This window comes from Tessaracoccus aquimaris (assembly GCF_001997345.1).
GTDB classification, from domain to species: Bacteria; Actinomycetota; Actinomycetes; order Propionibacteriales; family Propionibacteriaceae; genus Arachnia; species Arachnia aquimaris.
The window spans coordinates 2672432-2699217 of record NZ_CP019606.1 but is presented as its reverse complement, the minus strand read 5'-3'; the positions used below and the strand labels follow the sequence as shown (position 1 = coordinate 2699217).

22 protein-coding genes are annotated in these 26786 nt (G+C 68.1%); 11 read left to right on the top strand and 11 right to left on the bottom strand.

What is annotated here, in order from left to right; all coding sequences use genetic code 11:
- Positions 1-67 precede the first annotated feature (67 nt).
- The 4 genes from ald to BW730_RS12465 form a co-directional block, all read right to left on the bottom strand.
- A complete protein-coding gene (ald, locus tag BW730_RS12480) occupies positions 68-1183 on the bottom strand; it encodes an alanine dehydrogenase (protein WP_077686532.1) in 1116 nt (371 codons plus the stop codon).
- 92 nt (positions 1184-1275) lie between these two features.
- Positions 1276-2187 carry a PfkB family carbohydrate kinase gene (locus BW730_RS12475; protein ID WP_077686531.1) on the bottom strand — a complete coding sequence of 304 codons (912 nt, stop codon included), beginning with the start codon at positions 2185-2187 and terminating at the stop codon, positions 1276-1278.
- Positions 2184-3164: an ADP-ribosylglycohydrolase family protein gene (locus BW730_RS12470; RefSeq protein ID WP_077686530.1), complete on the bottom strand. Its 981-nt coding sequence runs from the start codon at positions 3162-3164 to the stop codon at positions 2184-2186. The genes BW730_RS12475 and BW730_RS12470 overlap by 4 nt, the downstream gene beginning before the upstream one ends.
- A gap of 46 nt (positions 3165-3210) precedes the next feature.
- Positions 3211-3882, bottom strand: a complete 672-nt coding sequence (locus BW730_RS12465; protein ID WP_158522655.1) for a DUF1707 SHOCT-like domain-containing protein — start codon at positions 3880-3882, stop codon at positions 3211-3213.
- Positions 3883-4057: 175 nt separating this feature from the next.
- Between BW730_RS12465 and BW730_RS12460 the strand changes: the two genes are divergently transcribed.
- The 5 genes from BW730_RS12460 to BW730_RS12440 all read left to right on the top strand — a co-directional run bounded on the left by BW730_RS12460 (position 4058) and on the right by BW730_RS12440 (position 14334).
- Positions 4058-5245 (top strand): L-lactate MFS transporter, encoded by a 1188-nt coding sequence (locus BW730_RS12460; protein ID WP_226996774.1) that lies wholly within the window; start codon positions 4058-4060, stop codon positions 5243-5245.
- A gap of 194 nt (positions 5246-5439) precedes the next feature.
- A complete protein-coding gene (locus BW730_RS12455; protein WP_077686527.1) occupies positions 5440-5793 on the top strand; it encodes a hypothetical protein in 354 nt (117 codons plus the stop codon).
- Entirely contained in the window at positions 5790-13511 is a 7722-nt protein-coding gene (locus tag BW730_RS12450; RefSeq protein WP_077686526.1) for a DUF7927 domain-containing protein, read from the top strand. The genes BW730_RS12455 and BW730_RS12450 overlap by 4 nt, the downstream gene beginning before the upstream one ends.
- A 125-nt stretch (positions 13512-13636) precedes the next feature.
- Positions 13637-13891 (top strand): hypothetical protein, encoded by a 255-nt coding sequence (locus tag BW730_RS12445; RefSeq protein WP_077686525.1) that lies wholly within the window; start codon positions 13637-13639, stop codon positions 13889-13891.
- Positions 13864-14334: a sortase gene (locus BW730_RS12440; RefSeq protein WP_077686524.1), complete on the top strand. Its 471-nt coding sequence runs from the start codon at positions 13864-13866 to the stop codon at positions 14332-14334. The genes BW730_RS12445 and BW730_RS12440 overlap by 28 nt, the downstream gene beginning before the upstream one ends.
- A 624-nt stretch (positions 14335-14958) precedes the next feature.
- Here the strand turns inward: BW730_RS12440 and BW730_RS12435 are convergent.
- Positions 14959-15555: an HAD family hydrolase gene (locus BW730_RS12435; protein WP_077686523.1), complete on the bottom strand. Its 597-nt coding sequence runs from the start codon at positions 15553-15555 to the stop codon at positions 14959-14961.
- Between the two features lie 126 nt (positions 15556-15681).
- Here BW730_RS12435 and BW730_RS12430 point away from each other — a divergent pair, with 126 nt between their 5' ends.
- Complete coding sequence (locus BW730_RS12430) at positions 15682-17106, top strand: purine-cytosine permease family protein (protein WP_077686522.1); 1425 nt, start codon at positions 15682-15684, stop codon at positions 17104-17106.
- Positions 17107-17110: 4 nt separating this feature from the next.
- On the top strand, positions 17111-17455 hold the full coding sequence (locus BW730_RS12425) for a YnfA family protein (protein WP_077686521.1): 345 nt from the start codon (positions 17111-17113) through the stop codon (positions 17453-17455).
- 40 nt (positions 17456-17495) lie between these two features.
- On the opposite strand, the gene BW730_RS12420 is transcribed toward BW730_RS12425, so the two are convergent.
- The 4 genes from BW730_RS12420 to BW730_RS12405 form a co-directional block, all read right to left on the bottom strand.
- Positions 17496-18140 (bottom strand): HAD family hydrolase, encoded by a 645-nt coding sequence (locus tag BW730_RS12420; protein WP_077686520.1) that lies wholly within the window; start codon positions 18138-18140, stop codon positions 17496-17498.
- 906 nt (positions 18141-19046) lie between these two features.
- Positions 19047-19919: an HhH-GPD family protein gene (locus tag BW730_RS12415; protein WP_077686519.1), complete on the bottom strand. Its 873-nt coding sequence runs from the start codon at positions 19917-19919 to the stop codon at positions 19047-19049.
- Positions 19916-20434 (bottom strand): DUF6553 family protein, encoded by a 519-nt coding sequence (locus BW730_RS12410; protein WP_077686518.1) that lies wholly within the window; start codon positions 20432-20434, stop codon positions 19916-19918. The genes BW730_RS12415 and BW730_RS12410 overlap by 4 nt, the downstream gene beginning before the upstream one ends.
- 52 nt (positions 20435-20486) lie before the next feature.
- Entirely contained in the window at positions 20487-20936 is a 450-nt protein-coding gene (locus tag BW730_RS12405) for an anthrone oxygenase family protein (RefSeq protein ID WP_077686517.1), read from the bottom strand.
- A 95-nt stretch (positions 20937-21031) separates the two neighbouring features.
- On the opposite strand from BW730_RS12405, the gene BW730_RS12400 reads away from it, so the two are divergent.
- Positions 21032-21952, top strand: coding sequence for an AraC family transcriptional regulator (locus tag BW730_RS12400; protein ID WP_077686516.1), 921 nt, complete (start codon positions 21032-21034; stop codon positions 21950-21952).
- On the opposite strand, the gene BW730_RS12395 is transcribed toward BW730_RS12400, so the two are convergent.
- Positions 21933-22607, bottom strand: a complete 675-nt coding sequence (locus tag BW730_RS12395; RefSeq protein ID WP_077686515.1) for a hypothetical protein — start codon at positions 22605-22607, stop codon at positions 21933-21935. The genes BW730_RS12400 and BW730_RS12395 overlap by 20 nt on opposite strands.
- Positions 22608-22677: 70 nt before the next feature.
- Complete coding sequence (dnaB, locus tag BW730_RS12390) at positions 22678-24036, bottom strand: replicative DNA helicase (protein ID WP_077686514.1); 1359 nt, start codon at positions 24034-24036, stop codon at positions 22678-22680.
- Between the two features lie 641 nt (positions 24037-24677).
- On the opposite strand from dnaB, the gene BW730_RS12385 reads away from it, so the two are divergent.
- From BW730_RS12385 to BW730_RS20065, 3 genes are all read left to right on the top strand, one after another.
- Entirely contained in the window at positions 24678-24989 is a 312-nt protein-coding gene (locus tag BW730_RS12385) for a metal-sensitive transcriptional regulator (RefSeq protein WP_077686513.1), read from the top strand.
- A 12-nt stretch (positions 24990-25001) separates the two neighbouring features.
- Positions 25002-25211 (top strand): heavy-metal-associated domain-containing protein, encoded by a 210-nt coding sequence (locus tag BW730_RS12380; protein WP_077686512.1) that lies wholly within the window; start codon positions 25002-25004, stop codon positions 25209-25211.
- A gap of 252 nt (positions 25212-25463) precedes the next feature.
- A complete protein-coding gene (locus tag BW730_RS20065; protein WP_077686511.1) occupies positions 25464-26687 on the top strand; it encodes a septal ring lytic transglycosylase RlpA family protein in 1224 nt (407 codons plus the stop codon).
- Positions 26688-26786: the final 99 nt, after the last annotated feature.

Sequence of the window (26786 nt, the reverse complement as noted above, 5' to 3'; positions counted from 1 at the left end):
GTTCCTCTCGGGCTGAACCCACGAGTCTAGGAGCAGCGGGAGTGGCCGGATGGCGACCAGGTGTCGCTCAGGCAAGCACCTCCGAGACGGGCACCCAAGCCCGCCCGAACGCCGCGGCCACCGGTTCGGACGTCAGCCGGCCGGCCTGGGTCGACAGGCCCTTCGCCAGGGCGGCGTCGTGGCGCATCGCGTCCCGCCAGCCGTGCTCGGCGAGCGCGATGACGTAGGGAAGCGTCGAGTTCGTCAACGCCCACGTCGACGTGATCGGCACCACGCCCGGCATGTTGGACACGCAGTAGAACGTCGAGCCGTGCACCTGGAAGGTGGGGTCCTCGTGCGTGGTCGGCCTGCTCGATTCGAAGCAGCCACCCTGGTCGATGGACACGTCAACAAGCACCGAGCCCGGTTTCATCTGCGCCACCATTTCCTCGGTGACGAGCTTCGGGGCGCGTGCCCCTGGCACAAGCACCGTGCCGATCACCAGGTCGGCGTCGAGCACCTGCTCCCGCACCACGAGCGACGACGACGCAAGTTGCGTCACCCGGTTGCCCCACCTGCCGAGACAGGCGCGCAACTTCTCCAGGTTGGTGTCGAGCAGCGTGACGTCGGCGCCCATCCCGATCGCGACCTCGGTGGCGTTCTGCCCCACGACGCCCGCCCCGAGCACGACGACCTTCGCGTTGGCGACCCCTCCGATGCCGCCCATCAGCAGGCCCCGCCCGCCGGAGTTCTTCAGCAGTTCGTTGGCGCCGACCTGCGGGGCGAGGCAGCCGGCGACCTCGCTCATCGGATAGAGCAGCGGGAGCAGCCCGGACGGCATCTGCACCGTCTCGTAGGCGACCGACGTGGTCCCGGCGGCGAGCAGCGCGTCGACCAGGTCCTCCTCCGCGGCCAGGTGCAGATAGGTGAACACTACGAGGTCCTCGCGCAGCCGGTGGTACTCCTCCGGCATCGGCTCCTTGACCTTCAGGATCAGCTCAGACGCGGCCCACAGGTCGTCGGCGCTCTCGACGAGGCTTGCCCCGACCGCCTCGTAGTCGGAGTCGGCGATGGAGGAACCCGCGCCTGCCCCCGCCTCGATCAGCACAGTGTGCCCGCGCAGCGTCAACTCGTGCACCCCCACCGGAGTGATCGCGACCCGGTACTCGCTGTTCTTGATCTCGCGGGGCACTCCGATGCGCATGTGCGGCTCCTTTGGCGTAGGACTTCAGGCTAGCCATCCATGGTCGAGTTGGTGGCAGGGGTGCCCGCTTCGCGGCATACCTGCCTGCCGCGTCAGCCTTCGAGCGCCGCGAACAGTTCGGAGCGGGTGGGCCCCGTGGCCGAGCCCTGCACCGTGACGGCCATCCCCGCAGCGACGTTGGCGAGCAGCACCGCCTGATCGACCTCGAGGCCCTCGGCGAGGAAGGCGAGCAGGGCCCCGGCGTGCGCGTCGCCCGCGCCGGTGGAGTCCACGACGTCGACCGGCGGGCTCTCGATCAGGAGTGGGTCGCGGTCGCGTCGGTGCAGCCAGGCGCCGTCCGCCCCGACGCGCACCAGCACGACGGCCTCCGGTCGAGGCAGCCGATCCCAGAGCGTCAACGGGCCCGCGGGCGGCTGCCCGAGGATCGCCGCCTCCCGTTCGTTCATGCTGAACACGGTCGCCGACCCGAGCACCCGGTCCAGGACGGGGGCAGGCACCTCTGCGATCAGCGGCCCCGGATCGAGCAGCAGCCCTGCGGGCGTGAACCCGTCGAGCCAGCGCGCGACGGCCGGTCCCGTCTCCGGGTAGAGCAGGTCGTAGCCGCTCAGGTAGACGAGATCGTCGGGCCGCCACGCGATGCCCGCGAGATCAGCGTCTGTGATCTCCTGCTCGACGCCGGGGCTGGTGACGAAGGTGCGCTCCCCGTCCGGCTCGATGAACCCGATGCTGGTGCCGGAGTCCCCTTCGCCGCTGCGAGGGATCAGCACCGGCACGCCCAGCCCGGCGAGGGCGTCGGTCAGCAGCGAGCCGATCGGCCCCGTCCCGATCCGTCCGGCGACGGCGGTCTCCAGGCCCATCCGGATCGCGGCGGCGACGATGTTGTAGGCGCCGCCCGGCTGCGCGGCGACCGGTCCCGCGAGGACGTCGCCGCCACGCTCCGGCAGGTGTGGCACCGTCATCATCTGGTCGCCGATCACGCTGCCGATCACCACGAGGCGACTCATCGGCGCAGCCCCATCAGGCCGGCGGCGAGGCCGCGGAGGTCCAGGTCCGGGTTGACCAGTTCGAGGTAGGCGACCTCGTCGGCCGGGAAGGCGTCGACGCCGTGCAGCGCGCCGAGGACCGCGCCTGCCATGGCGGCGACGGTGTCGCTGTCGCCACCCAGGCTGGCGGCGGCCAGCACCCCTGCCCACGGGTCGTCGGCGTAGGCGGCGACGATCGCGAGCGCGGCGGGCACCGCCTCCTGCGTCGCGACCGAGGTGCCGACCAGCCGTTCGATGGCCTCGAGTGGCTCGGGACCCATCGCGAGGGACACGGCCCATCTGATCCGGTCGGGCACCGACGGGCCCGGGGTGGCGTAGCCGCGGGTCGCGCCCTCCTCCGCGGCCTCGAGTGCCGCATGCATCAGGTCGCGCAGGTCGGCGCCGTCGATCCCGGCCGAGACAGCGGCGGCGATGGCAGAGGCGCCCGAGTTCGCGATCCGGGTGTTGTGCGTGAGGACGTCGACCGCCTCGATCCTGTCGACGAAGGCCCGCATCGGAAAGATCCGGTGCGCGATCCCGAGTGGGGCGACGCGCATGGCTGCACCGTTGGTGTCTCCCCACCTTCCGGTCTCGGTGGGAGGTGTGCCGCGCCGGAAGGCCTCGATCGCACGCAGCGTCGAAGGGCCGAGCAGGTCGAGCGACCCCTTGGCCTCCATCTCGTGATGCCAGTCGCTGAGCGCCTGAGCGAAGGTCGTGAGGTCGACGGTGCCCCCGCCGTCGAGGATGAGGCGGGCGAGGATCACGGCCTGCTCGGTGTCGTCGGTGACGGTTCCCGCGACCTGGCCGGGGCTGATCGGGTTCTCTGCGGGCCCCGGGTGGAAGCGGTCAAGCGTCCCGAAAAGTTCGGCGATCCGCGACCGGGTGAGCATCTGCGTCGGCATGCCGAGCGCATCCCCCAATGCCAGCCCGATCAGCGCACCCTCTGCCCTTGCGTTCATGCCTGCCAGCCTAAGCCGCAACGCCCAGCGCGTGGCCGGAGGGCAGTCAGGAGGTCTCGAGCGCCGCCGGTCCCATCGATGGGTTCGCGAGTGCGCGTCGCTCCGCCAGTTTGCGGAGTTCCCGCGTCGTCGCATAGCGGGCCTTGCCGTTGCGCGTGTGGCCACGCATCACGATGCGGGGCATGCCCTTGTCAGGCCGGGTCGCGACGTTCGAGGTGAAGGCACCTTGGCTGTTGACCGACAGTCGCTCCGTGTCGACGCCCCAGCCGGGCGGCACGATCACCGTCGGCGAGCCGCTGTGGGCGACGACGACCATGTCGATCACGGGCGCGAGCGCCGTTGCCTCGAGGAAGTTGAGGGTCAGCACCTTCCAGAAGGAGCAGTAGACCTCCAGGAACGGGGGCACGTTCCAGGGGCCCTTCACGTCCCATTGGCTGTCACGGCCGATGACGAGCGGGTCGTCCCACGTCGACCCTGGGCCCTCCAACGGGGGAGTGACGTCCGCGAGGAACGCGGCGAGTTCGGCGCTCGGTACGAGGTCGCCGACGATGCGCCGCAACTCGCCCTGGGTGCGGGCCTCCAGGCCGACGCTGACGCGGCCGTTCATCTCGTCGAAGTCCAGCCGACCGTCTGCCGCCGCCTGTCGCACCAGTTCGACCGCACTCTCGCGCTGGGCCGAGGTGATGCGGAGCTGATCGTCGATGTTGTTGATGTCCACAAACCCAGTCTGACAGTAGAGGGAGCCGCTGGCATCGGGCCAGCGACCGATCCGGGTCTCATCCGCGAGTATGAGGCGCCCCTACTTTCGTTAGTAGACCCCGCTGCCAGGAGCATTCGGCCCTCCGGCAGACTTGCCGCTTGTGCGTTGGTTAGCTCTTCTCGGTGGCGTCCTGGTGCAGCTCGTCGTCGGCGGGGTGTACTCGTGGAGCCTGTTCGGACGCGCGCTGCAGAGCCAAGGGGCCATGGGGTTAACCGCGGTGCAGGCGTCCATCCCGTTCGAGGTGGCCATCGGCATGATCTTCGTGGGCGCGTCCATCGGCGGACGGCTGCAGGACCGCAGCAGCCCGCGACTCGTCGCGATGGTCGGCTCCGCCGTCTACGCGGCGGGCCTGATCCTTTCCTCGTTCGCCCGCGACGCGGGCGACCTGTGGCTCCTGGTGCTCGGGTACGGCCTGATCGGCGGCTTCGGGCTCGGCATGGCCTACATCGTCCCCGTGGCGCTTCTGCAGAAGTGGTTCCCGGACCGGCGCGCGCTGGTGACCGGCATCGCCGTCGGTGGGTTCGGGTTCGGCGCCACCCTCACCTCCCCGGTCGCGGAGGCGCTGATCGCCAGGGCACCCGCGGCACCGGCGTCCTCGTTCCTGTGGATCGGCGTCGGCTACCTCGTCCTCGGCGTCCTCGGCTCGGCCATGATGAGCACCCCTCCCGCTCAGGAAGCAGCCGAGGCGACACCGTCGAACGACCTGGACGTCCGGCAGGCGCTGCGCACCCCGCACTGGTTCCTCCTGACGGGCATCCTCGCCGTCGCCGTCGCGGCTGGCATCTCGCTCGTGTCGATGATGGCGGTAGCTGCCGTCGACGTCGGCGGGATCGACGCGGCCTCCGTGGCGACCGTCGTCGGCGTGCTCGCCCTGTTCAACGGCGCCGGACGGATCGCCTGGGCCTCTGCTGCCCAGCGCGTCGGGCAGTTGCCCGTCCTCGCCGCGATCCTGCTGCTCGAGGGCGTCGCCCTGATCGCGCTCCCGCATGCGACCGGGTGGACCTTCCTCGCCCTGGCCGCCGTGGTGTACCTCTGCTACGGCGGCGCGTTCGGAACGCTGCCCTCCACGGCAGGCGCGTTCTTCGGGATGCGCCATGCCGGGGCGATCTACGGACTGATGCTTGTCGGATGGTCCTTGGCAGGGGTACTCGGCCCGCTGGCGGCCTCCTCGATGGTGGGGGAGGCAGGCAACTACGCCCTCGCCTTCAGCGTGATGGGTGCCCTCGCCGTCGCGGGCGTCGCCCTGCCGCTGGCGACTCGCAGGCTCCCGCTCCCGACAGTCCGATCCGTGAAGGTTCGAGAGATGGTTGAGGCTTCCTGACGAATCACTAATACGCCCCTGTCGGGGCCTCGTTGAGCGTGAAACCTCGACGATTTTGTTCCGGGCTGAGAGTTTCTCAGTCCGCGACTCGACTCGCCCGGGATTCTTTGGATAGTGTTCGTCCCAAACTATCGGCGTTGACTGCAGAAAACGTGCAATGTCAGCCTCCGATAGCAGTACAGGGAGGGACACTAGTGCTAAATCAACGGGGGGACTCTGCCCCCAAGCACAAGCGCCGCGGACTGGGATGGCTCAATGTCGCCATCGCCGTCGGGCTCATTGGCGGTTTTTCCGCGGGGCTGGCTCAGCCAGCCAACGCGGCCCCAGGTGATCTTGCGTTCGGCAAGGTCATCGTCGACTCGAACAAGAACGACGCGATCGACTCCGGTCCGGTCGGCACCAACGACACCCCGCTCGCGGGCGTCAAGGTGACGCTGCAAGGATCCGACGCGACCATCCCCGGTGTGAGCGTCACGACAGATGCGCAGGGCAACTGGGCATTCCTTCCGGCGGACGCGACCACGCAGGGCCTGGTCCGTACACCGTGACCATCGACGCGGCCGGCGTCAACAACAACGCGTACATCGCGCCAACGGCCACCAGCGGAGACAACGACTTCACCCGTGTCGCTGGCAACGGCAACGCTCAGAAGTCGGTGTCCGCAGCGATCCCGGAGGGCACCACCGCACTTGAGCTGAACGCGCTCGTGTACCCCACGTGGTCCACCGACGTCATCGCACTCAACGACCCCGACGGCTACGACGGCAAGGCCATCTACACCGGCACCGGCCCGTTCGACGCCAACGACGACCCGGGTAACGACTCGGGCAATGGCAACGACATCGTCCGTAACGGTGACGTCGTCAACTACAACTGGTCCGTCGTGTCGAAGGCGGAGCTGGACACCGGCTCGACCTTCAACGGGTGGTTCGAGCAGACGCTGACCCCCAAGGACGGCGCGGTCGTCACCTTCGGTGAGCTCCCGACAGCCTGTGTGGCAGCGACCAGCACCATTACGGCACTGCCATCCGGCACCATCCTCCAGCCCCGAGTCGCGCCGCCTGCCGGCACCACCTCGGTGGTCCTGAAGTGTGATCTTGGGACCATCAGCGAGGACACCGCGCAGAAGACGGTCGCCACGCAGGCCTTCGTTACCAGCGCCTCGCCGAACGGCTCCTCGTTCGACACCTCGGTGCGCACGTACGGGGCCACCAGCGACGGCGTAACCACCGCGCGTCCGGACGGACCCGAGGACTTCGGCCCCTTCAAGATCACCGCGGTTCCGCGCTACGACCTCGAGAAGCAGCGTCCCTGGACCTACCCACTCGGGCAGAAGAACGTCAACGGCGTGACCAAGTTCGGCTGGGAGATCCTGTACTCCGTGCAGATCAGCACCGACCGCAAGGTCGGCGTCGAGGCCTTCGAGCAGCCGGTCACGTTCGAGGATTCCCTCTGGGGCCTCAGCAACGATGGCGCGGCCACGATGCAGCCCGATTTCCCCTGGGAGATCACCTCCTGCCAGCCGAACACCGGCAACCAGGCCGTCGGCCCCGGTCCGACCACCGTGTACGGCAAGATCGGCGGCAGGAACCAGTCCAACAACGGCAACACCACCGCTGACGACTCCGTGCGTGACTCCGGTACCTGTGCATTCTCACGCGTTGGCGATCCCGATACCGGCAACTACGAGTTCACCCTCAGCGGCATCGACGCCTCTGGCGCCACCTATCCCACCAAGAACGTTGAGGGCAACCCGCTCCCCGCCAACAAGTTCTACGTGGCCAGCTACGCCATCAAGGTGTTCATCCCCTACGAGGCGATCGACGCTATGGACGGCATCGAGGGCAACGGCATCGGCTCCGCGAAGCTCGGAAACCGGGTCGGCAACTTCGACCCGACCGGCCTGTCTGGGGTCAGCAACTACGGCACCGGCAATGAGCCCGGCTACTGCCAGCCTGGCCCGAACACCGACGCCGCCACCAAATGCGACAAGATGCCCAACAACACGCAGAGCAACAACGTGAGCCCCACGCTCGCCGAGCTGACCATCAGCCCCGGCTCCTGGGGCAAGGTGCTCTCCAACCCGCGCGGCACGTGGCTGTTCCGTAACGCAGCCCTCCCCGAGTCGGCCAATACGCTGGGCGACGGAGCGGGTCAGGTCCAGCCGGGTCAGACCTACGCCTCCGTGATCACTGCCAAGATATCCCTGGACACCCAGAACCTGCAGATGTGCGACGTCTGGGACGGGTCGATGATGAAGCTCGACCTCCTGAGGAACATCCCGGGTGACAACGTCTCGACGGGCCCGGTCTGGAATGACCTGTACTCGGCCGCCGTCGAGATCCCGCAGGGTCGTGCGGACCCCGACCGGGCCAAGATGCCCGCGTTCCAGGACAACGTCACCATCAAGTACGCCCACGTCGACTACGGGTCGGACGACCCCAACAACGGGAGCTTCGACTCGGCCACCAACCGGTGGAAGGGCACCTGGACGACCCAGAAGGCAGCCGCTGGCACCAACATCGCCTGTGGCAACCCGAACGTGACCTGGTACGACAACCCGGCCGACGTCCCCGGTGGTATCGACGGGGTCAACGCCGCCTGGCTGCAGACCAAGCCCGGATACACGCAGCTCAACAGCACGAGCTTCCAGTGGATGATCGGCCTGCAGCAGCGCAACACCTACTACGGTGGCCCGCACGCAGGCCAGGAGATCCCCGAGCTGACGGTGGCGGCGAACTTCGCCAACCTGAAGTCGGACACCTTCGGCAACTGGAAGCCCGTCAACGATTACCTGCCGGGTGCAGGTAACACCGACGGCAAGACCGTCGCGTCGGAGAACGGCTCCACGATGGGCGACCGCTGGACCCTGGTCCGCGCCCGCCTCGCGATCACGAAGCACACGATCGACGGCACCGTGAACGGCGCGGACGCGACCGGCGCTTCGGCCATCGGCAACACGGGTTCGGCGAAGGCAGGCACGCCTGTCATCTGGCAGATCGACCCGTCGCTGTCCGCGGCGAGCGACGCGCCGGCTCCGGTGGACAACGTCGTCGTGACCGACATCCTTCCCAAGGGTGCCGAGTACGACCCGGCCGCCACCGCAGCCATCGCGGGCAACACCGCGCCGAGTTCGTACACGGTCAACCCTGACGGCACCACGACGCTGGTGTGGAACCTGGGGACGCGCACGCCGAACCAGCCGCTCGGTCCGCTGAAGGTCGTCACGCACGTCGATCCGCTGCTGCCGAACAACACCTCGCTGACCAACAAGACCGAGGTCCGCGCCGACGGCATCGTCTACTACAAGTCGGCGCACTACGACGATCACACCGTCACAGTGATCCAGCCGGGCTCGCTGCAACTGAAGAAGTCCGTCGACCAGGTCCTCGACCTGCAGGACAAGGACCAGGTCTACACCCTTCAGGTCCGCAACTTCGGTGAGACCCTTCGGGTCGCCGCACCGACGATCATCGACGTCCTGCCGTACAACGGCGACGCGACCAACGATGCCAACGTCAACCGCAACCCGGCATCCGACTTCGCTGGAACCACGAAGCTGGACGCACCCCCGCAGGTGTTCTGGTTCGACGGCACCACGCCGGCGACAGGCACCTTCTACTACACGACGATCGATCCCAAGCTCGTTCCGCAGGACCTGAACGCGGACACCGACCCGTCCATCTGGTCGACCACGTTCACCACGGACGCGACCGCCTGGAAGTTCGTCGCGGCCCAGGGCCTCGACTTCGCCGGCACCGGCGTCAAGTCGGGTCTGCAGTTCAAGTTCAAGATGAACCAGGCTGACAACGCTGCGGGCGACCTCTACGTCAACCGTTTCACGGCGTTCAGCGACACCTTCAAGAACGAGGCGACCGGCGTCTACCAGGTTCTGACCTCCAACCAGGTCATGGTTCGCGTCGTCGGCTTCTCGCTCGGTGACCTGATCTGGTTCGACGCCAACAACGACGGCAAGCTCACCCCGGGCGTCGACACCACGGCACCGGAGGGTGTCAAGGTCGACGTGTACAAGGCTGACGGCACCCTCGCGGGGAGCGTCACGACGAACAAGGACGGACGCTGGGTTATCAACGACCTGCCCGAGGGCGACTACTACGCGGTCATCCCCGCGGCGGAGTTCGCCGCAGGCGGCAAGCTTGCGGGCTACGTCGCGCAGACCGTCGGGTACCAGGCCGATCCGAACACCGACAAGAACGAGGGCGACGACCACAACGGTGCCCCGTTCGAAGGCGGCATGAAGACCGGCAACATCCACCTGTCTGCCACCGTCAACGGTTCGACGATCACCGGCAATGAGCCGCTGAACGACAACACCGGCAACATGCCCGTCACCCCCGGCACGACCGACGGCTTCACGAACTTCACCCTCGACATGGCCCTCAAGGCCGTCCCCGGGTACGAGTTCACGAAGACGGCCGATCCTGCATCGGGCACCGACGTGGTGAAGGGTGACACGATCACCTACACGGTCGTCGGCAAGAACACCGGCAAGACCCCGCTGGCCGTCGAGATCACCGACGACCTGGCCGAGGTCCTCGCCTACGCCGAGGGCAACGCCCTGACCGGGGCCCCGACCGCGACCATCGGGACCACGGCAGCAGCCGCCCCGACCGTCGACGGCACGACCCTCACCTGGACCGGCAACCTGAAGCCCGGCGAGACCGTGACCCTGAAGTACACCATCACGGTGGGCGAGGGGCACGAGGGCAAGATCGTCAACAACAAGGCGAACTCGACGGCGACCCCGCCGTACGATCCGCCGATCACGCCCCCGGAGGTCGTGACCGAGCACCCCATCCCGGGGTACACGTTCACGAAGACGGCCGATCCCAAGTCGGGCACGGACGTGGTGAAGGGTGACACCATCACCTACACGCTGACCGGTACCAACACCGGCGCAACCGCGCTCGATCCGGTCGTCGTCAACGACGACCTGACCAATGTGGTTGCGTTCGCTGACATCACGACGGCCCCGGCCGCTGTGATCGTCAAGGACGGCGCTGAGACGCCGGCCACGGCTCCGACCGTGACCGACGGCAAGCTCGTCTGGAACGGCAAGTTGGCCGTTGGTGAGTCCGTGAAGATCACCTACACCGTCACGGTGAAGGCGGGCTTCGAGGGCAAGACGATCAACAACAAGGCGAACTCGACGGCGACCCCGCCGACGACGCCCCCGATCACGCCCCCGGAGGTGACGACCGAGCACCCGATCCCGGGCTACGACTTCACCAAGTCGGCCAATCCGGCGAGCGGCACCTCGGTGCAGGCCGATGACACCATCACCTACACGCTGACCGGTACCAACACCGGCGCAACCGCGCTCGATCCGGTCGTCGTCAACGACGACCTGACCAATGTGGTTGCGTTCGCTGACATCACGACGGCCCCGGCCGCTGTGATCGTCAAGGACGGCGCTGAGACGCCGGCCACGGCTCCGACCGTGACCGACGGCAAGCTCGTCTGGAACGGCAAGTTGGCCGTTGGTGAGTCCGTGAAGATCACCTACACCGTCACGGTGAAGGCGGGCTTCGAGGGCAAGACGATCAACAACAAGGCGAACTCGACGGCGACCCCGCCGACGACGCCCCCGATCACGCCCCCGGAGGTGACGACCGAGCACCCGATCCCGGGCTACGACTTCACCAAGTCGGCCGACCCCAAGAGCGGCTCGCTCGTCAACCCCGGTGACACGATCACCTACACCCTGACCGGTACCAACACCGGCGCCACCGCCCTCGACCCGGTCGTCGTCAACGACGACCTGTCGAAGGTGCTCGACAACGCGACCATGACCACCGCCCCGGCAGCGGTCATCATCGACAAGGACGGCGCGGAGACCCCCGCGACCGCCCCCACCGTCGACGGCACCAAGGTTGCGTGGACCGGCAAGCTCGCCATCGGCGAGAAGGTCGTCATCACCTACACGGTGACGATCAACGAGGGCGCCGACAAGGATGCCGTCGTGGTGAACAACCACGCGTCGTCCAGCGCGACGCCCCCGACCGGCCCGCCGATCACGCCCCCTGACGTGACCACCGAGCACCCGGTCCCCGGCTACGACTTCACCAAGACGTCGGATCCGGTCTCGGGTACCACCGTTCAGCCCGGCGGCACCATCACCTACACGCTGACCGGTACCAACACCGGCGCGACGGTGCTCGACCCGGTCGTCATCAACGACGACCTGTCGAAGGTGCTCAACAACGCCGCGATGACGGTCCAGCCCGTTGCCACCATCGAGGGTGCGGACTCCGTTCCGCAGCCGGTGGTCGACGGCACCAAGGTGACGTGGACGGGCAAGCTTGAGGTCGGCCAGAAGGTCGTCATCACCTACACCGTCAAGGTCAATGAGGGCACCGACAAGGGCGCCGTGGTGATCAACAACCACGCATCGTCCGAGGCGACGCCCCCGACTGGCCCGCCGATCACGCCTCCGGACGTGACCACGGAGCACCCGGTCCCCGGCTACGACTTCACCAAGACGTCGGACCCCGTGTCCGGCACCGCGGTGAACCCCGGCATGACCATCACCTACACGCTGACCGGCGAGAACACCGGCGCGACCATCCTCGACCCGGTCGTCATCAACGACGACCTGTCGAAGGTGCTCGACAACGCCGCCCTCACCGTCCAGCCCGTTGCCACCATCGAGGGTGCGGACTCCGTTCCGCAGCCGGTGGTCGACGGCACCAAGGTGACGTGGACGGGCAAGCTGGAGGTCGGCCAGTTGGTCGTCATCACCTACACGGTGACGCTGAACGACGATGCCAAGGGCGTCGTGGTGAACAACCACGCTTCGTCCGAGGCGACGCCCCCGGGTGAGCCGCCGATCACGCCTCCGGACGTGACCACGGAGCACCCGACGCCGAACTACGAGTTCACCAAGACCTCCGACCCCGAGTCGGGCACCGCGGTGAACCCGGGCGACACGATCACCTACACGGTGACGGGCAACAACACGGGCAAGACCGTGCTCGACCCCGTCGTCATCAACGACGACATGTCGAAGGTGCTCAACAACGCCAAGCTGACCGTCAACCCGGTCGCCACCATCGAGGGCGTGGACGATGTTCCGCAGCCCACCGTTGAGGGCACCAAGATCTCGTGGACGGGCAAGCTCGAGGTCGGCCAGAAGGTCGTCATCACTTACACGGTGACGCTGAACGACGACGCCGAGGGCGTCATCGTGAACAACCACGCGTCCTCGTCGGCGACGCCTCCGGGCCTTCCCCCGATCACGCCTCCCGATGTTGAGGTCTGGCACCCGACCCCGGGTTACACCTTCAACAAGACCGCAGATCCCGTCTCGGGCTCCACGGTCGTCGCGGGCGACACGATCACCTACACCCTCACCGGCAGCAACTTCGGCGAGACGGTGCTCGACCCGGTCGTCATCAACGACGACCTGGCCAACGTCACCGCCCACGCCACGCTGCAGGGCGACCCGGTCGCGACCATCGTGACCTCCGACGGCGAGTCCGAGGCTGCCAAGCCGACGCTCGACGGCACCAAGCTCACCTGGACGGGCACGCTCCAGAAGGGCGAGCAGGTCGTCATCACCTACAAGGTGAAGGTCAACGAGGGTCAGGAAGGCAAGATCATCAACAACCGTGCGTCGTCGACCGCGACGCCGCCGGTTGGCCCGCCGATCACTCCTCCGGAAGTGACGACGGAGCACCCGATCCCGGGCTACACGTTCACCAAGACCTCCGACCCCAAGTCGGGCTCGACCGTGAACCGTGGCGAGAAGATCACCTACACCCTGACCGGTACCAACACGGGCGCCACGGTGCTCGACCCGGTCGTGGTCACCGACGATCTGTCGAAGGTGCTCAACGTCACCACGCTGTCCGGTGCCCCCGTCGCGAAGATCGTCGACGCCGATGGGAACGAGACCGCCGCGGCGGCCCCGACCCTCACCGGCACGACGATGTCGTGGAAGGGTGTCCTGCAGGTCGGCCAGAAGGTCGTCATCACCTACGCGGTGACGGTCAACTCGGACGCTCCTGCGACGAAGGTGAACAACCACGCCGAGTCGTCGGCCACGCCTCCAGGCGTCCCGACGATCACGCCCCCGCCGGTCGAGACGGAGCACAACGTGCCCCCGGCGCCGGTGAACCCGCCGAAGCCGCCGCTGCCCAACGTTGGTAGCACGGTCACCGTGGGTCTGCTGGTGGTCGCCTTCGCGGCGCTGCTCGCTGGTGGAGTCCTCGTGCTGCGCGGCCGTCGCCGGACGCACAGCTGAGGCTGATCGCCTGACTCACCACGGTGAGTGAAGTTCCGCCCCGGGGTTTGGGAAACCAACCCCCGGGGCGGTTCCCTTTTCGGCGCTGGCTTGGAGGAATGTTGAGCGTGAGGAACAATGGCGCCATGTCTTCCGCCACCCGAGCCGATAGCACAAGCCCTCAGAAGGGCAGGCGTCGAGGCACCTTCTGGCTGGGCATCGTCCTGGTGCTCGGCGCGCTCAGCGTGCTCGGTTACGCGGCATGGGAACAGTGGGGCACCAACCTCGGTTCCTGGCAGGCGCACAAGCGGATCGTCCAGGAGGTCGAGAAGCAGTGGAGCGGTGAGGTCAGCGGCACGGGGACACCCCCGTCATGGTCGGCGAGGACGTGGTCGCCCTGATCCGCATCCCGCGCTTCGGGGACGACTACATCATCCCGGTGCTCGAGGGCACCGGCGACAAGGTGCTTGGCGAGGGCCTCGGCCACTTCGACGACACCGCCGCCCCGGGCCAGGAGGGCAACTTCGCCGTCGCCGGGCACCGGGTCACGCACGGAGAGCCCTTCCGGAACATGCCGAAGCTGGAGAAGGGCGACCAGATCATCGTCGAGACCCGCGAGGCGACCTACACCTACGGCCTCATCAACGGCGGCGACTCGCTCGAGGTGACGAGCCAGGCCGGGTGGGTGCTCGACCCGCTCCCCAAGAACCCCGACGGCGGCTTCGAGCCGGAGCAGGTCCCAGGGTCCAAGCTGCTGACGCTGATCGCCTGCGCCGAGGTGTTCCACACCGACAACCGGTTGATCGCCTTCGGCGAGTTGGTGGAGACCACGCCGCGCGGCTGAGGCCTGCGGGTTGAGCCGACCGTCGGGGCGGAGCCGCTGGTTGAGCCAAGAAGGACGCGTCAGCGGACTTCTTCGGTCGAAACCTCCTGCGCCCGGCAGCGGGATTCCAGTCCGTGTCCGGCCTCGCGTGGATTTCGACGCAGCGGCGGGCGACTGCGTCGCCGCGGCTGGCTCAATCAACGGCCGCTGGTTGAGCCGACCGTCGGGGCGGAGCCGCTGGTTGAGCCAAGAAGGACGCGTCAGCGGACTTCTTCGGTCGAAACCTCCTGTGCCCAGCAGCGGGACTCCAGTCCGTGTCCGGCCTCGCGTGGATTTCGACGCAGCGGCGGGCGACTGCGTCGCCGCGGCTGGCTCAATCAACGGCCGCTGGTTGAGCCGACCGTCGGGGCGGAGCCCCGCGCGTGTCGCGTCGAAACCAACCGGCACCTGACCGCGGTACCCGTTCAGCGGCCGGGAGGCGCGCCGGGCTGGCCGGTTGATTCGCGGTTTCGGACGTCTCGACAGGCTCGACGAGCGGGTCCCGAGTTCGGTCGGACCGGTGTCCCTGTCCGGCCTCGCGAGGATTTCGACGCAGCGGCGGGCGACTGCGTCGCCGCGGCTGGCTCAATCAACGCCCCCGACGCGTCAGATGACGCCGAGGCCGACCAGCCAGACGCGCGTGTCGGCGTCGCTGACCCAATGGTGGGCCTGCCAGCCGAGTTCGGCGGCCGCCTCGACGTTGGGTAGCCGGTCGTCTACGAAGGCGATCTCGCGGCCCTCCAGCCCGAGCCTCCGCTCGACGTGACGGTAGATGTCGTGGTCGGGCTTCACGACGCCGAGCGTTCCCGAGATGAACAGGTGGTGCACGTCCTCGCGCCAAGGCGCGGTGTCCGCTGCGACCTTCATGGCGACCGGCGCGTTCGACAGGATCGCGACGGTGGTCCCCGCACCCCGCACGTCGCGCAGCAACTGTCGGGCGGTCGCGCGCAGTTCGCTCCAGCAACTCGCGTCGTACCTTGCCGTGTCGTCGATCAGTTCCGGCGTCGCGTCCACTCCGAGGCGCTCCAGGAGCGGCCCCCAGTAGTCCGCGTCGGAGGAGCCGGCGTCGTAGTCCGGCCGACCGTCCCAGTAGTGCGCACGCAGGGCCGACTCCTCGACGCCGAGCCGTGCGGCGTGCCCCGGCAGCAGTGAGGGAGGTGAGGCGAGAACCTCGCCGAGGTCAAACACGACTGCTTGGATCATGTCCCGATCCTAAGCCGTGGGCCTGTCAGGCGGGGCTGGTGCGGGCGGCGCGCGTCGCCCCGATGCGCAAATCCTTCCCAGGTCACCCTGGGGGGTCTAGGTTTGTGCCCCAGAAAGGAGCCGACCATGACCGAAAACTCCGCGACCTCCATCGAGGTCAACGGCATCAATGTGATCGCTGAGGACGAGCGCAAGGGAAAGCCCAGCGACCTGTTCATGCCCTGGTTCGCCGCCAACATCTCCATCCTGGCGATCCCCTACGGCGTGTGGTTCCTCGGGTTCGGGATCTCCTTCTGGCAGGCGACCATCGCGGGCGTGATCGGCGTCATCGCGTCGTTCCTGCTCGTCGGCTTCTCCTCGCTGGCGGGAAAGGTCGGGTCTGCGCCCACCATGATCCTGTCGCGCGCCGCGTTCGGCGTGCACGGCAACGCGCTGCCGTCGGTGATCGGGTACCTGATCCTGGTCGGCTGGGAGATCGTGCTCGTGACCCTCGCCACGAAGGCCACCAACACGGTTCTTGGCAGGCTCGGCTGGGCCTCTGGCAACGTGTCGCTGATCGTCTCCTTCCTGATCATCGCCGCCATCATCGTCGCGGCGGGCATCCTCGGCTTCGACGCGATCATGAAGGTCCAGACGTGGATCACCTGGGCCACCGCGATCCTGACGGTGATCTACATCGCGCTGACCATCCAGCACATCGACGTCGCGGCCGTCACGGCGATCCCGTCCGGACCGTTCCAGGCGGTGCTCGGGGCCCTCGTGCTCGCGATCACCGGCTTCGGCCTCTCCTGGGCCAACTCGGCCTCCGACTACTCCCGGTACCTGCCGCGCTCCTCCTCAAGCGTCGGCGTGGTCGGCTGGACGACGTTCGGCGCGTCGGTCGCCCCCATCGTCCTTGTCATCTACGGTCTCTTCCTGGCCGGCTCTGACCCCAAGCTCAGCGAAGCGGTCAACCTCGACCCGATCGGCGCGCTCACCCAGATCCTGCCGCTGTGGTTCCTGATCCCGTTCGTCATCGTCGCGATCCTCGGCCTCGTCGGCGGCGCGGTGCTCGACATCTACTCCTCTGGCCTTACGCTGCTCGCGCTCGGCCTGCCCGTCAAGCGCTGGCAGGCGGCGGCGCTCGACGGCGTCCTGATGGTCATCGGCACCATCTATGCCGTGTGGGTCGCGACCAACTTCATCGGCCCCTTCCAGGGCTTCCTGATCACGCTCGGGGTGCCGCTCGCGGTGTGGGTCGGCATCTTCCTCGCGGACCTGATGCTGCGACGCCAGGGGTACCACGACGAGGCGCTCTTCGACTCCCGCGGCATCTACGGGTCCGTCAACTGGGTCGCGGTGACCCTGATGGTGGTCGGCTCGATCATCGGCTGGGGACTGGTCACCAACACGATGGCCGACTTCACCAAGTGGCAGGGCTACCTGCTCGGCCCGCTGGGGGGCAAGGAGGGCGCCTGGGCGTACTCGAACCTCGGCGTGCTCGTCGCGATCCTGATCGGCTTCTTCGGCTACTGGATCCTGTGCGGCGGCCGGGTCCGCCGTCAGCAGTAGCCCGGTGCTGACCCTGCGCTCCGCCGCGCTGTTCGTGGCCGCGGCCCTGCTGGAGATCGGCGGCGCCTGGCTCGTGTGGCAGGGCATCCGCGAGCACCGCGGCTGGGTGTGGATCGGCGGGGGAGTGATCGCGCTTGGCCTCTACGGGGCCGTCGCGACGCTGCAGCCGGACGCGAACTTCGGCCGCATCCTTGCGGCCTACGGGGGCGTGTTCATCGTGGGCTCGCTGCTGTGGGGCATGGTTGCAGACGGCTTCCGCCCGGATCGCTGGGACGTCGTCGGCGCACTGATCTGCCTGGTCGGCGTCGGGATCATCATGTACGCCCCGCGCGGCGCCGTGGCCGGCTGACTCGTGACCCGACCACCGCATTCGCCGGGCGGCGGCGTCGCTAGGAGGTCTCGACGACCAGGCCCTCCGGGGTGACGGCGACCGTCACGGAGGTGAGGTCGGTGACCACTGCCGTCGCGTCGGCTACCGCGTCGGCCGGGTGCGAGGTCGCGACGCCAAGCACCGGGCCCCCGGCGGCCAGGCCGGCGTGGATGCCTGCAGGCGCGTCCTCCACCACCAGGCAGCGCCCGGGCGTGAAGCCGAGGCGCTCGGCCGCGAGCAGGTAGCACTGCGGGTCGGGCTTGCCGTTGGAGACGTCCTCGGCGGTCACCATCACGGGCGGGATCGGAAGCCCTGCGGTCCTGAGTCGTGCCTGCATCAGCGACCGGTTCCCCGACGTCACGACCGCCCACCTGTCCAGGGGAAGCGAGGCGAGCAGGTCTCCGGTGGCGGGGAGGGCCACGACGTCGCTGAGGTCGTCCTCCTCGAGCGAGTCGAGGAAGGCCAGCGACTCGGGGATCCGCTCGGGGGGCAGGAAGTCGGCGATGGTGTCCTCGCTGCGCCTGCCGTGGCTGACGCTCAGCAGTTCGTCGACGTCCACGTCGTGCACGTCGCACCACAACCGCCAGGTCCGTTCGACGACGGCGGTCGAGTCGACCAGCGTCCCGTCGATGTCGAAAAGGATGGCATCCACCTCGAAGCGCATGGTGCCATCGTAACGAGCCACCCCCGGTTTGGAACTCTCCGCGTAACCCTCGACCCGGTCGCGGTGGTCCAGAACCGCCTGCCCCGGGTAGCGCGGCGACGCGCGTCGACAGGCTCGACGGCCGGTGGGCCGGTGCCCCTGAGCCTGTCGTGGTGCCGTTCCCTGAGCTTGTCGAAGGGTCCGTGCGCCGAGCGTGTTTCGGACGTCTCGACAGGCTCGACGAACGGTGGGCCGGCGCCCCGGAGCCTGTCGTGGTGCCGTTCCCTGAGCTTGTCGAAGGGTCCGTGCGCCGAGCGGGTTTCGGACGTCTCGACAGGCTCGACGATCGGTGGGCCGTTCCCTGAGCTCGTCGAAGGGTCCGTGGGTTCGGGGGAGGTTGGTGGTTTCGGACGTCTCGACAAGCTCGACGAACGGTGGGTCGTTCCCTGAGCCTGTCGTGGTGCCGCTCCCTGAGCTCGTCGAAGGGTCCGTGCGCCGAGCGTGCTTCGGACGTCTCGACAGGCTCGACGAACGGTGGGTCGTTCCCTGAGCCTGTCGTGGTGCTGTTCCCTGAGCTCGTCGAAGGGTCCGTGCGCCGAGCGGGTTTCGGACGTCTCGACAGGCTCGACGATCGGTGGGCCGTTCCCTGAGCCCGTCGAAGGGTCCGTGGGTTCGGGGAGGTTGGTGGTTTCGGAAGTCTCGACAGGCTCGACGAACGGTCGGTGCGCCGAGCGTGTTTCGGACGTCTCGACAAGCTCGACGAACGGTAGGCCGGTCCCTGAGCTTGTCGTGGTGCCGTTCCCTGAGCTGGTCGAAGGGTCCGTGCGCCGAGCGTGTTTCGGACGTCTCGACAGGCTCGACGAACGGTCGGTGCGCCGAGCGGGTTTCGGACGTCTCGACAGGCTCGACGAACGCCGCTCGCGAGGGCTAGCGGGGCAGGCTCAGCCCGGCGGGCGTGGCGACCGCCAGCCCGTCGGAGACCAACGACGCGACGCAGCGGGCCAACTGGTCCTCGTCGGACCAGGCGAACTCAGCGAGCGGCACCGGTTCGCGAGACCCGCGCAGGGCGCCCATGATGCGACCCCTGCACTGCCGGTCGGTCCCCTCCCACGGCTGGGCGACCCGCGCCGGGCCCTGCCACGCGGGACGACCCGCAGCAAGCCAGGCGCACTGCCCGGCCACCGGGCAGGCCCTGCACTCGGGAGAGCGGGCCGTGCAGACCGTCGCGCCCAACTCCATCGCGGCGGCCGACCAGGCGGCGGCCTCCGCGTCGCCGTCCGGCACCCACGCCATCGCCGCCCGACGCTCCGCCGCGGTCTCGTGCCGCGCCGGATGCTCGACGCCGTCGGCCACTCGCGCCAGCACCCGGCGGACGTTCACGTCGAGCACCAAAGACCGCCTTCCGAACGCGAACGCCCGCACCGCCGCAGCGGTGTAGGCGCCGACCCCAGGGAGCGCAAGGAGGGCTGACTCGTCGTCCGGGACGACCCCGCCGTGCAGGTCGACGATCGTGGCCGCCGCCTCGCGCAGTCGCAGCGCCCGCCGCGGGTAGCCGAGCCGACCCCACGCCCTCAACACCTCGTCCATTGGGGCCTCTGCCAGGTCGCGGGGCGTCGGCCAGCGAAGCATCCAGTCCCGCCACGGAGCCTCGACGCGGGCCGCGGGCGTCTGCTGCAGCATGATCTCGCTGACAAGCACACCCCAGGGCGTCGTCGCCGCGTCGCGCCACGGCAGCGCCCTCGCATGGTCCGCGAACCAGGTGATGACCGCCGAGCGGACAGCCTCGACGTCCCCGGTCACGCCAACGGGTCGAGCAGGTGCCCGACGGCGTCGAACGCCGAGGGCCGCTTCGCCAGGGCTCGACGCAACTCGTCCGCGCCGTTGGGGATGGCCTCCAGGTAGCCCTCGACCCACAACTGGGGCAGCCGGCGCGCCGTGTCCGTCTCGAGGTTGGAGTCGATGATGACCTGCAGGGCCGAGGCCGCCTCGTTGGCGATCTTGCCGTGCAGTTCCTCATTCGAGATCCGCTTGAGCCCGAAAAGCGTCGACGAGTAGGCGGGGTCGGTCAGCGTGGTGCCGAAGTACAGCCGCGCCGCGTCGAGCAGTTCGCCGAAGTACGCCTCCGGCCCCGCCTCTGCGAGGGCAGGCGCGGTGTCAGCGACGAACGCGTCGATCGTCTTCCTGGCGCGCCGGGCGTCCGAGGCGCGCACATAGCCGCGGCCCTCGATCACCAGCGACAGCCAGAACCCCAGGAAGTGATCGGCCTTGCCTGGCTTGGTGCCGTAGCGGGCGCGTTCCAACAGGGGAGAGGTCATGAACGCAACCTATAGCACCGTGCCGACCGATCGGAACCGGACCGCCGATCCTTCAGGGCTGCCCCACGAGGCCGGCGGCCAGGCAGGCGGCGCCGGCGGCCGACAACGCGGCCCGCAGCGCGTTGGAGGTTCCCCAACGCCGCGAGTACTCCTGCCACGAAGCGGAAGGGTCGCGTTCGAGGGCGTTGTTCAGAGGCACATTCGACGCCACGGTGACGACGTGACTGGCAAGGGAGAGGGCAGCGCCCACCGCGCCGATCGTGGAGCCATGACCCAGAGACAGCGCCCCTGCCGCGACCGCGGCGATCGCGCCGCCGAAGAACAGCGACATGAACGGCGCCCGGACCGCGGCCCGGTTGATCGCCCGCATGGTCGCGACCGCGTCGTCTGGCTGACGAACGGCCAGGGCGGGAAGCACCATCGAGGTGAAGGCCAGATAGATCCCGGACGTGGCGGCGGCGGCCGTGGCCGCCAGGACGGTGACGGGGAGGTGGGGCTGCATGTGACTCCTTCGGACACGACGAGCCTGCCGTCTTCGGTGGACGGAAAGAATGGTTGAGGCGCTGAGAATCATGCGCAGGCGTCTAGGGTGGACGGATGGATCCCCTGTCGCGGTTCGTGCTCGGCCCTCGCGCCGTCGCACCCACCTGCCTGCGCGTCCACCTCGCCGGTCGATGGGGACTTTCGGTCGAGGACCGGTCAAGCCTGACGGTGATCGCCGTCACGGCAGGCCGACTCATCGTGGAGGGCCAGCGGGTCGACGCGGGCCAGGTCGCCGTCGTGCGCGGGCCCGAGCCCTTCCGGGTGCTGAGCGACGAGGGCGCGCCGGTGACCATCCGGATCAACGAGCAGCAGCGCTGCGAGACCGTCGCGGGGGAGTCGCTCGAACTGGTCTGGCGCCGCGGCGTCAGGTCGTGGGGGATGCCAGGAGCGTGTGGGACCGAGTTCCTGATCGGCGTCTACACCGACCACGGCGCCTCCGCGCGGGCCCTGGACGCCGTGCTTCCCCGCGCCATCGTCGCCGCCCCGATGGGCGGGGCGTCCGCCGACCTGCTGGCCGCCGAACTCTCGGGCGGCGGCGTCGGCCACGAGGGGCTGCTCACCTCGCTGGTGGGAGTGCTCCTCGTCCAGAGCGTTCGCGGGTGGGCCGCCAAGAATCGGGCGGCGGCCCGCTGGCTCGCCGCACCCGACGACCCCGTGGTCGGCCCGATGCTGGCGCGCATCCACGAGGCGCCCGCCGACGGCCACACCGTCGCGACGCTCGCGGCCGCGGCGCACGCGTCGCGCGCACTGGCAAGCGCCCGGTTCACCTCCGTCGTCGGGCGACCCGTGATGGCCTACCTCAGGTCGTGGCGCCTGGCCATCGCCGCGGACCTGGTCGCCGACGGCGCGCTCCCGCTCGACGCCATCGCGGGTGAGGTCGGCTACGGGAGCGGCTTCGCGCTGTCGACGGCGTTCCGCCGCGAGTTCGGCCTCAGCCCCAGCGACTACCGGCGGCTCAGAAGGGATCGAGCGTGATGCCGAAGCCCGTCAATCTCTCGGTGGCGGCGTCGAAAGCCGCGTCGTCGCGGGCCGTGAGCCAGGCCCAGGTGTCGCCGTCGACCTCCAGGAGCGCGTCGTCCAGCGGGTAGAACATGGTCGGGTCGGCCGGCCAGGTCGCACCGAGCGGCAACGGTTGATGCGCGGCCCGGAAGCGGTTGAGGGGGTCGTCCTCGACCTGACCGTTGGAGCGACGCAGGTCAGCGGGCGAGAACTTGACCGCAAGCAGCACCCACACGATCGCGAACTCCGAGACCCGCCCGAACTCGTCCTCCCACTCGTCGGTGTCCAGATCCACGTACTCGACGGGAGGGTCGGGGTCCGTGAGGTGTTGCAGGTCGATGCCCCACTGCGTGACGCCCTGCGCCTCCTCCCCGATCACGAGCCGGTCCTTCCAGAAGGCCCATCTGTCGCTCGGTAGGAGGCGGTCCTGCACGTTCCACACGTCGTCGCGCGCGGCCCTGGTGGCCAACTCGGCGAGGGCGGGCGAGAGCGCACCGGGGACCACGGCGGTCAGCCTCGCCTCGACGGTCGACAGGTCGGCCGGCGCGGCGGGGCCTTGCGGCGGAGGGAACCAGCGGGCGGTCAGGGCGTCGACGTAGGCCCAGTTCTCCGCGGTGTCGAAGGGGATCATGGCGGCCTCCTGCGCATCCGGGGGACGCTGGCCCGACGTCCCTGCGCACCAGCCTAAGCCAGCGGAAGCCTCAGATGGGGGCGTTGGTGAAGCGGCTGTAGTGGCCCTGGAACAGCGCGTCGATCTTGCCGGTCTCGCCGTTACGGTGCTTCGGGATGTGGAAGGTCGCCAGGCCGCGCTCGTCGTCGGTCGGGTTCTGCGAGTACATCTCCGGGCGGTGCAGCATGATCACCATGTCGGCGTCCTGCTCGAGCGAGCCCGACTCTCGAAGGTCCGAAAGCTGCGGGATGCCGTCCTTGCGCTGCTCGGTGTTACGCGACAACTGCGACAACGCGATGACGGGGATCTCGAGTTCCTTCGCCAGCAGCTTGATCTGACGGGAGAACTCGGAGACCTCCAACTGGCGCGACTCGACCTTCTTGCCGGAGCTCATCAGCTGGATGTAGTCGATCGCGAGCAACTGCAGGTCGTTGCGCTGCTTCAGGCGGCGGGCCTTTGCCCGGATCTCCATCATCGTGAGGTTGGGGGAGTCGTCGATGAAGAAGCTCTTCTCGCCGAGGATGGCGGCCTTGTCAGTGATGCGCTGCCAGTCGCTCTCGTCCATCTTGGCGCCACCGCCGCGGATCCGGTTCAGCGGAATGGACGCCTCGGCGCTGAGGACCTTCATCACGATCTCGGTGCGGCTCATCTCGAGCGAGAAGAACGCGGCCGTCAGGTTGTGATGGATGGCCGCGCTGCGGCAGATGTCGAGCGCGAAGGTCGACTTGCCGACGCCCGGGCGGGCCGCGACGATGATCATCTGGCCGCCGTGGAAGCCGTTGGTGAGCCGGTCGAGGTCCGTGAAACCGGTCGGGACTCCTGAGAGTCCGTCGCCGGAGTTCTGGATGGACTCGATCTCGTCGAACGTCGGCTCGATCAGCTCACGCAGCGACTTGTAGTCCTCGGAGGCCTTCTTCTCGGTGACCTCGAAGAGCGTCTGCTGCGCCTCGTCGACGATCTTGTCGACCTCGCCCTGACCCTGGTAGCCAAGCTGGGCGATGCGGATCGACGCGTTCACGAGGCGGCGAAGCACGGCCTTGTCGCGCACGATCTCTGCGTAGTACGGCGCGTTGGCCGCGATCGAGACGCTCGAGAGCAGGTCGTGAAGATAGATGGTGCCGCCGACCTTCGCCAACTGACCCGACTTGCCAAGCTCGCCCGCCACCGTGATCGGATCGGCCGGCTCACCGCGGCCGTACAGGTTGACGATGGCGTCGAAGATGGTCTCGTGGTTGGGACGGTAGAAGTCGACCCCACGGAGCACCTCGACGGCGTCCGAGATGGCGTCCTTCGACATCAGCATGGCGCCGAGCACGCTCTGCTCCGCCGCCAGATCCTGGGGAGGTGTGCGGTCGAGCTCACGATCGTCGTACACGGCAGCTTGGGTCACTGCACCTCCTGGCGGAATCTTCGATGGCAGCACTTAGGTTAGGTCACCGGTGCGACAGATCCGTCCGGCGCCCTGTGTGCAACCCTGGGGACGAGTTGTGGACGGAGTGTGGATAACTCGGACTGTGCCGATGGGGGCATGTGGATGACCCTGTTCGCTGAGCGTCAAATGCCCGTTATCAAATCGTTATATTCATGGAATCGACGATCAAGGTGGGTATTTGTCCACAAATCGCCCGGCAGTCGATTTCGCGGGTCGCCGCGGCCGTCGGGAGGGCTCGCGTCGCCGCCCCTCGGCTCTGGTGCTTAACCTCTCGAAACGCCGCCCACAAGGACTGGAGCCGCAAAATGGCCCCGGTTGGACGTGGCCGCCCTGTTCGTGGTATGAGCGGAGTCGCGGCACCGAATCGCCCAACGTGCGGGACAAAAGAGTCGAGTTATCCACAGCGCATGTGCGTGGGATGTTGATAACTTCCGGTGCGGCGCTCGCGCGGCGCCCGCCCCGTCGGCGTTCGGGGCGGGGCTCGCGGGAGTCGCCGTCCGTCGCTGATCCGGTTCGGCCGGTCGTTGCCTCGAGCGGGTCGGAGGCCTGCCTTGGGTCCAGTACCCCAGGGGGGTATATTTGGGCGTCAGGAGGTTCCCATGACCGAGGCAGTTGATCAGACGTGTCATTCGACGCATGGCTACACGGCCGAGAAGGCGAGCTATCTGCGCCGCCTGAAGCTGATCGAGGGGCAGGCGCGCGGCATCGCGAGGATGGTCGAGAACGACCAGTACTGCATCGACATCCTCACGCAGGTCGCCGCCGTGACGAGCGCCCTCAAGGCCGTCTCGCTCGGCCTGCTCGAGGACCATCTGGAGCACTGCGTCGCAGACGCCGCGCGCAAGGGTGGGGCGGAGGCCGATGAGAAACTCGAGGAAGCGATGCAGGCCATCAAGCGCCTGGTGAAGTAGCAAGGAGAACAGATGATCACCAACTACACCGTCACGGGCATGACCTGTGGCAACTGCGTCAACCATGTCACCGAGGAGGTCTCGGAGATCGACGGCGTCAACGACGTCAAGGTGAGCCTCGAGGGGGGCGCCATGGCCGTCGAGTCCGACGAGCGGATCCCGTTCGACGCCATCATCGAGGCCGTCAAGGAGGCGGGCGACTACGCCGTCGTCGAGGCCTGAGCCACCAACACGTCACGACCCCGACCCGGATTCCGGGCCGGGGTCGCGCCGTCTCGACCCGCGCCCGGGCGCCGCGGAGGCAGCGGCGGTGGGGCGCCCGCGTCGCGCCTCCGGTTCCGCCTGGAGTGAACCCGTCGAAAGATATCCTGAGAATCTTAAGTTTTCATTTGGGAATTCCTCAGGAACGCCTTAGGCTGTTGCCTGTATCCGGAACTGTCCGGCTGCGAGACACCCTTCCTGGAGCATTCGAAGATGGCAAAGGTCCTCATCCCCGCGATCGCCGGTGGCGTCGCACTTGCCGTAGTTGGCGGCGCAGCAGTTGCGACCGCCCTGCACAAGAACGACGTGACGCTGACGGTCGACGGCGCGAGCAGCGCCATCGCGGTGCGAGAGCGCACCGTGCAGGAGGTGCTGAACCTCGAGGGCATCACGCTGAGCGACCACGACGTCGTGCTCCCGGCCGCTGATACGACGATCACCGACGGCATGGCCATCTCCGTGTCCTACGGTCGCCCCCTCACCCTGACCGTCGACGGGGAGGAGCGCACCGTCTGGACGACTGCCCGCAACGTCGGCGAGGCGCTGCAGCAGTTGCGTCTCGACGAGGCCGACTCCAAGCTGTCTGCCACCCGCTCCGCAGGCATCGGCCGCGAGGGCCTTGACCTCGACATCGCCACCGCGAAGGACGTCAGCCTGACAGTCGCGGGCGCCGCCAACCCGGTACGCATGGCGGGCACCGTGCAGGACGTCCTCGACGAGCAGGGCATCAAGCCCGACGCCGACGACAAGCTCACGCCCGCCGCGGACACCACGCTGACCGACGGCCTGAAGATCTCCTTCGTGAAGGTCGAGGTCAAGACCTCGACCAAGGCCAAGGAGATTCCCTTCGAGAAGTCATCCGTCAAGAGCGACAAGCTTGAGAAGGGCAAGACAAAGGTCTCCACCGAGGGAGTCAAGGGCAAGGCCACCGAGACCTACACCGACGTCTACAACGACGGCAAGCTCGTCTCTTCGACGCTGAAGGAGACCAAGGTCGACACTAAGCCCGTCACCGAGGTCACCCAGGTCGGCACCAAGGTCATTGAGACCCCCAAGCCGAAGCCCTCCTCGTCGTCTTCGTCCTCGTCCTCGTCGAGCAGCTCCTCGAGCGACGACAAGTCCTCCAGCTCCAGCTCGAGCGACCTCACCCCAGCCACAGGCGCGAGCTGCAAGGCGTCCTACTACTGGCAGGGTCAGATGACCGCCAACGGTGAGCGCTTCAACCCCAACGACCTGACGGCCGCCCACAAGACCTACAAGTTCGGGACCCGCGTCAAGGTCACGAACCCCAAGAACGGCAAGTCCGTCGTCGTGAGGATCAACGACCGCGGTCCCTACATCTCCGGTCGCTGCCTCGATCTCTCGACGGCCGCCATGAAGGCCATCGGCGGCACCTCCGCCGGCGTGATCACCGTCAACTACGAGGTTGTTGGGTAAGACCAGAATTGGCTACCGGCCGCCCCCGGCTGGTAGCGTATTTCAAGTGCTCCTGCGAGAGGAGCCCCACTGAACCGCCCGGTCCGCTGCCGCCCCCCA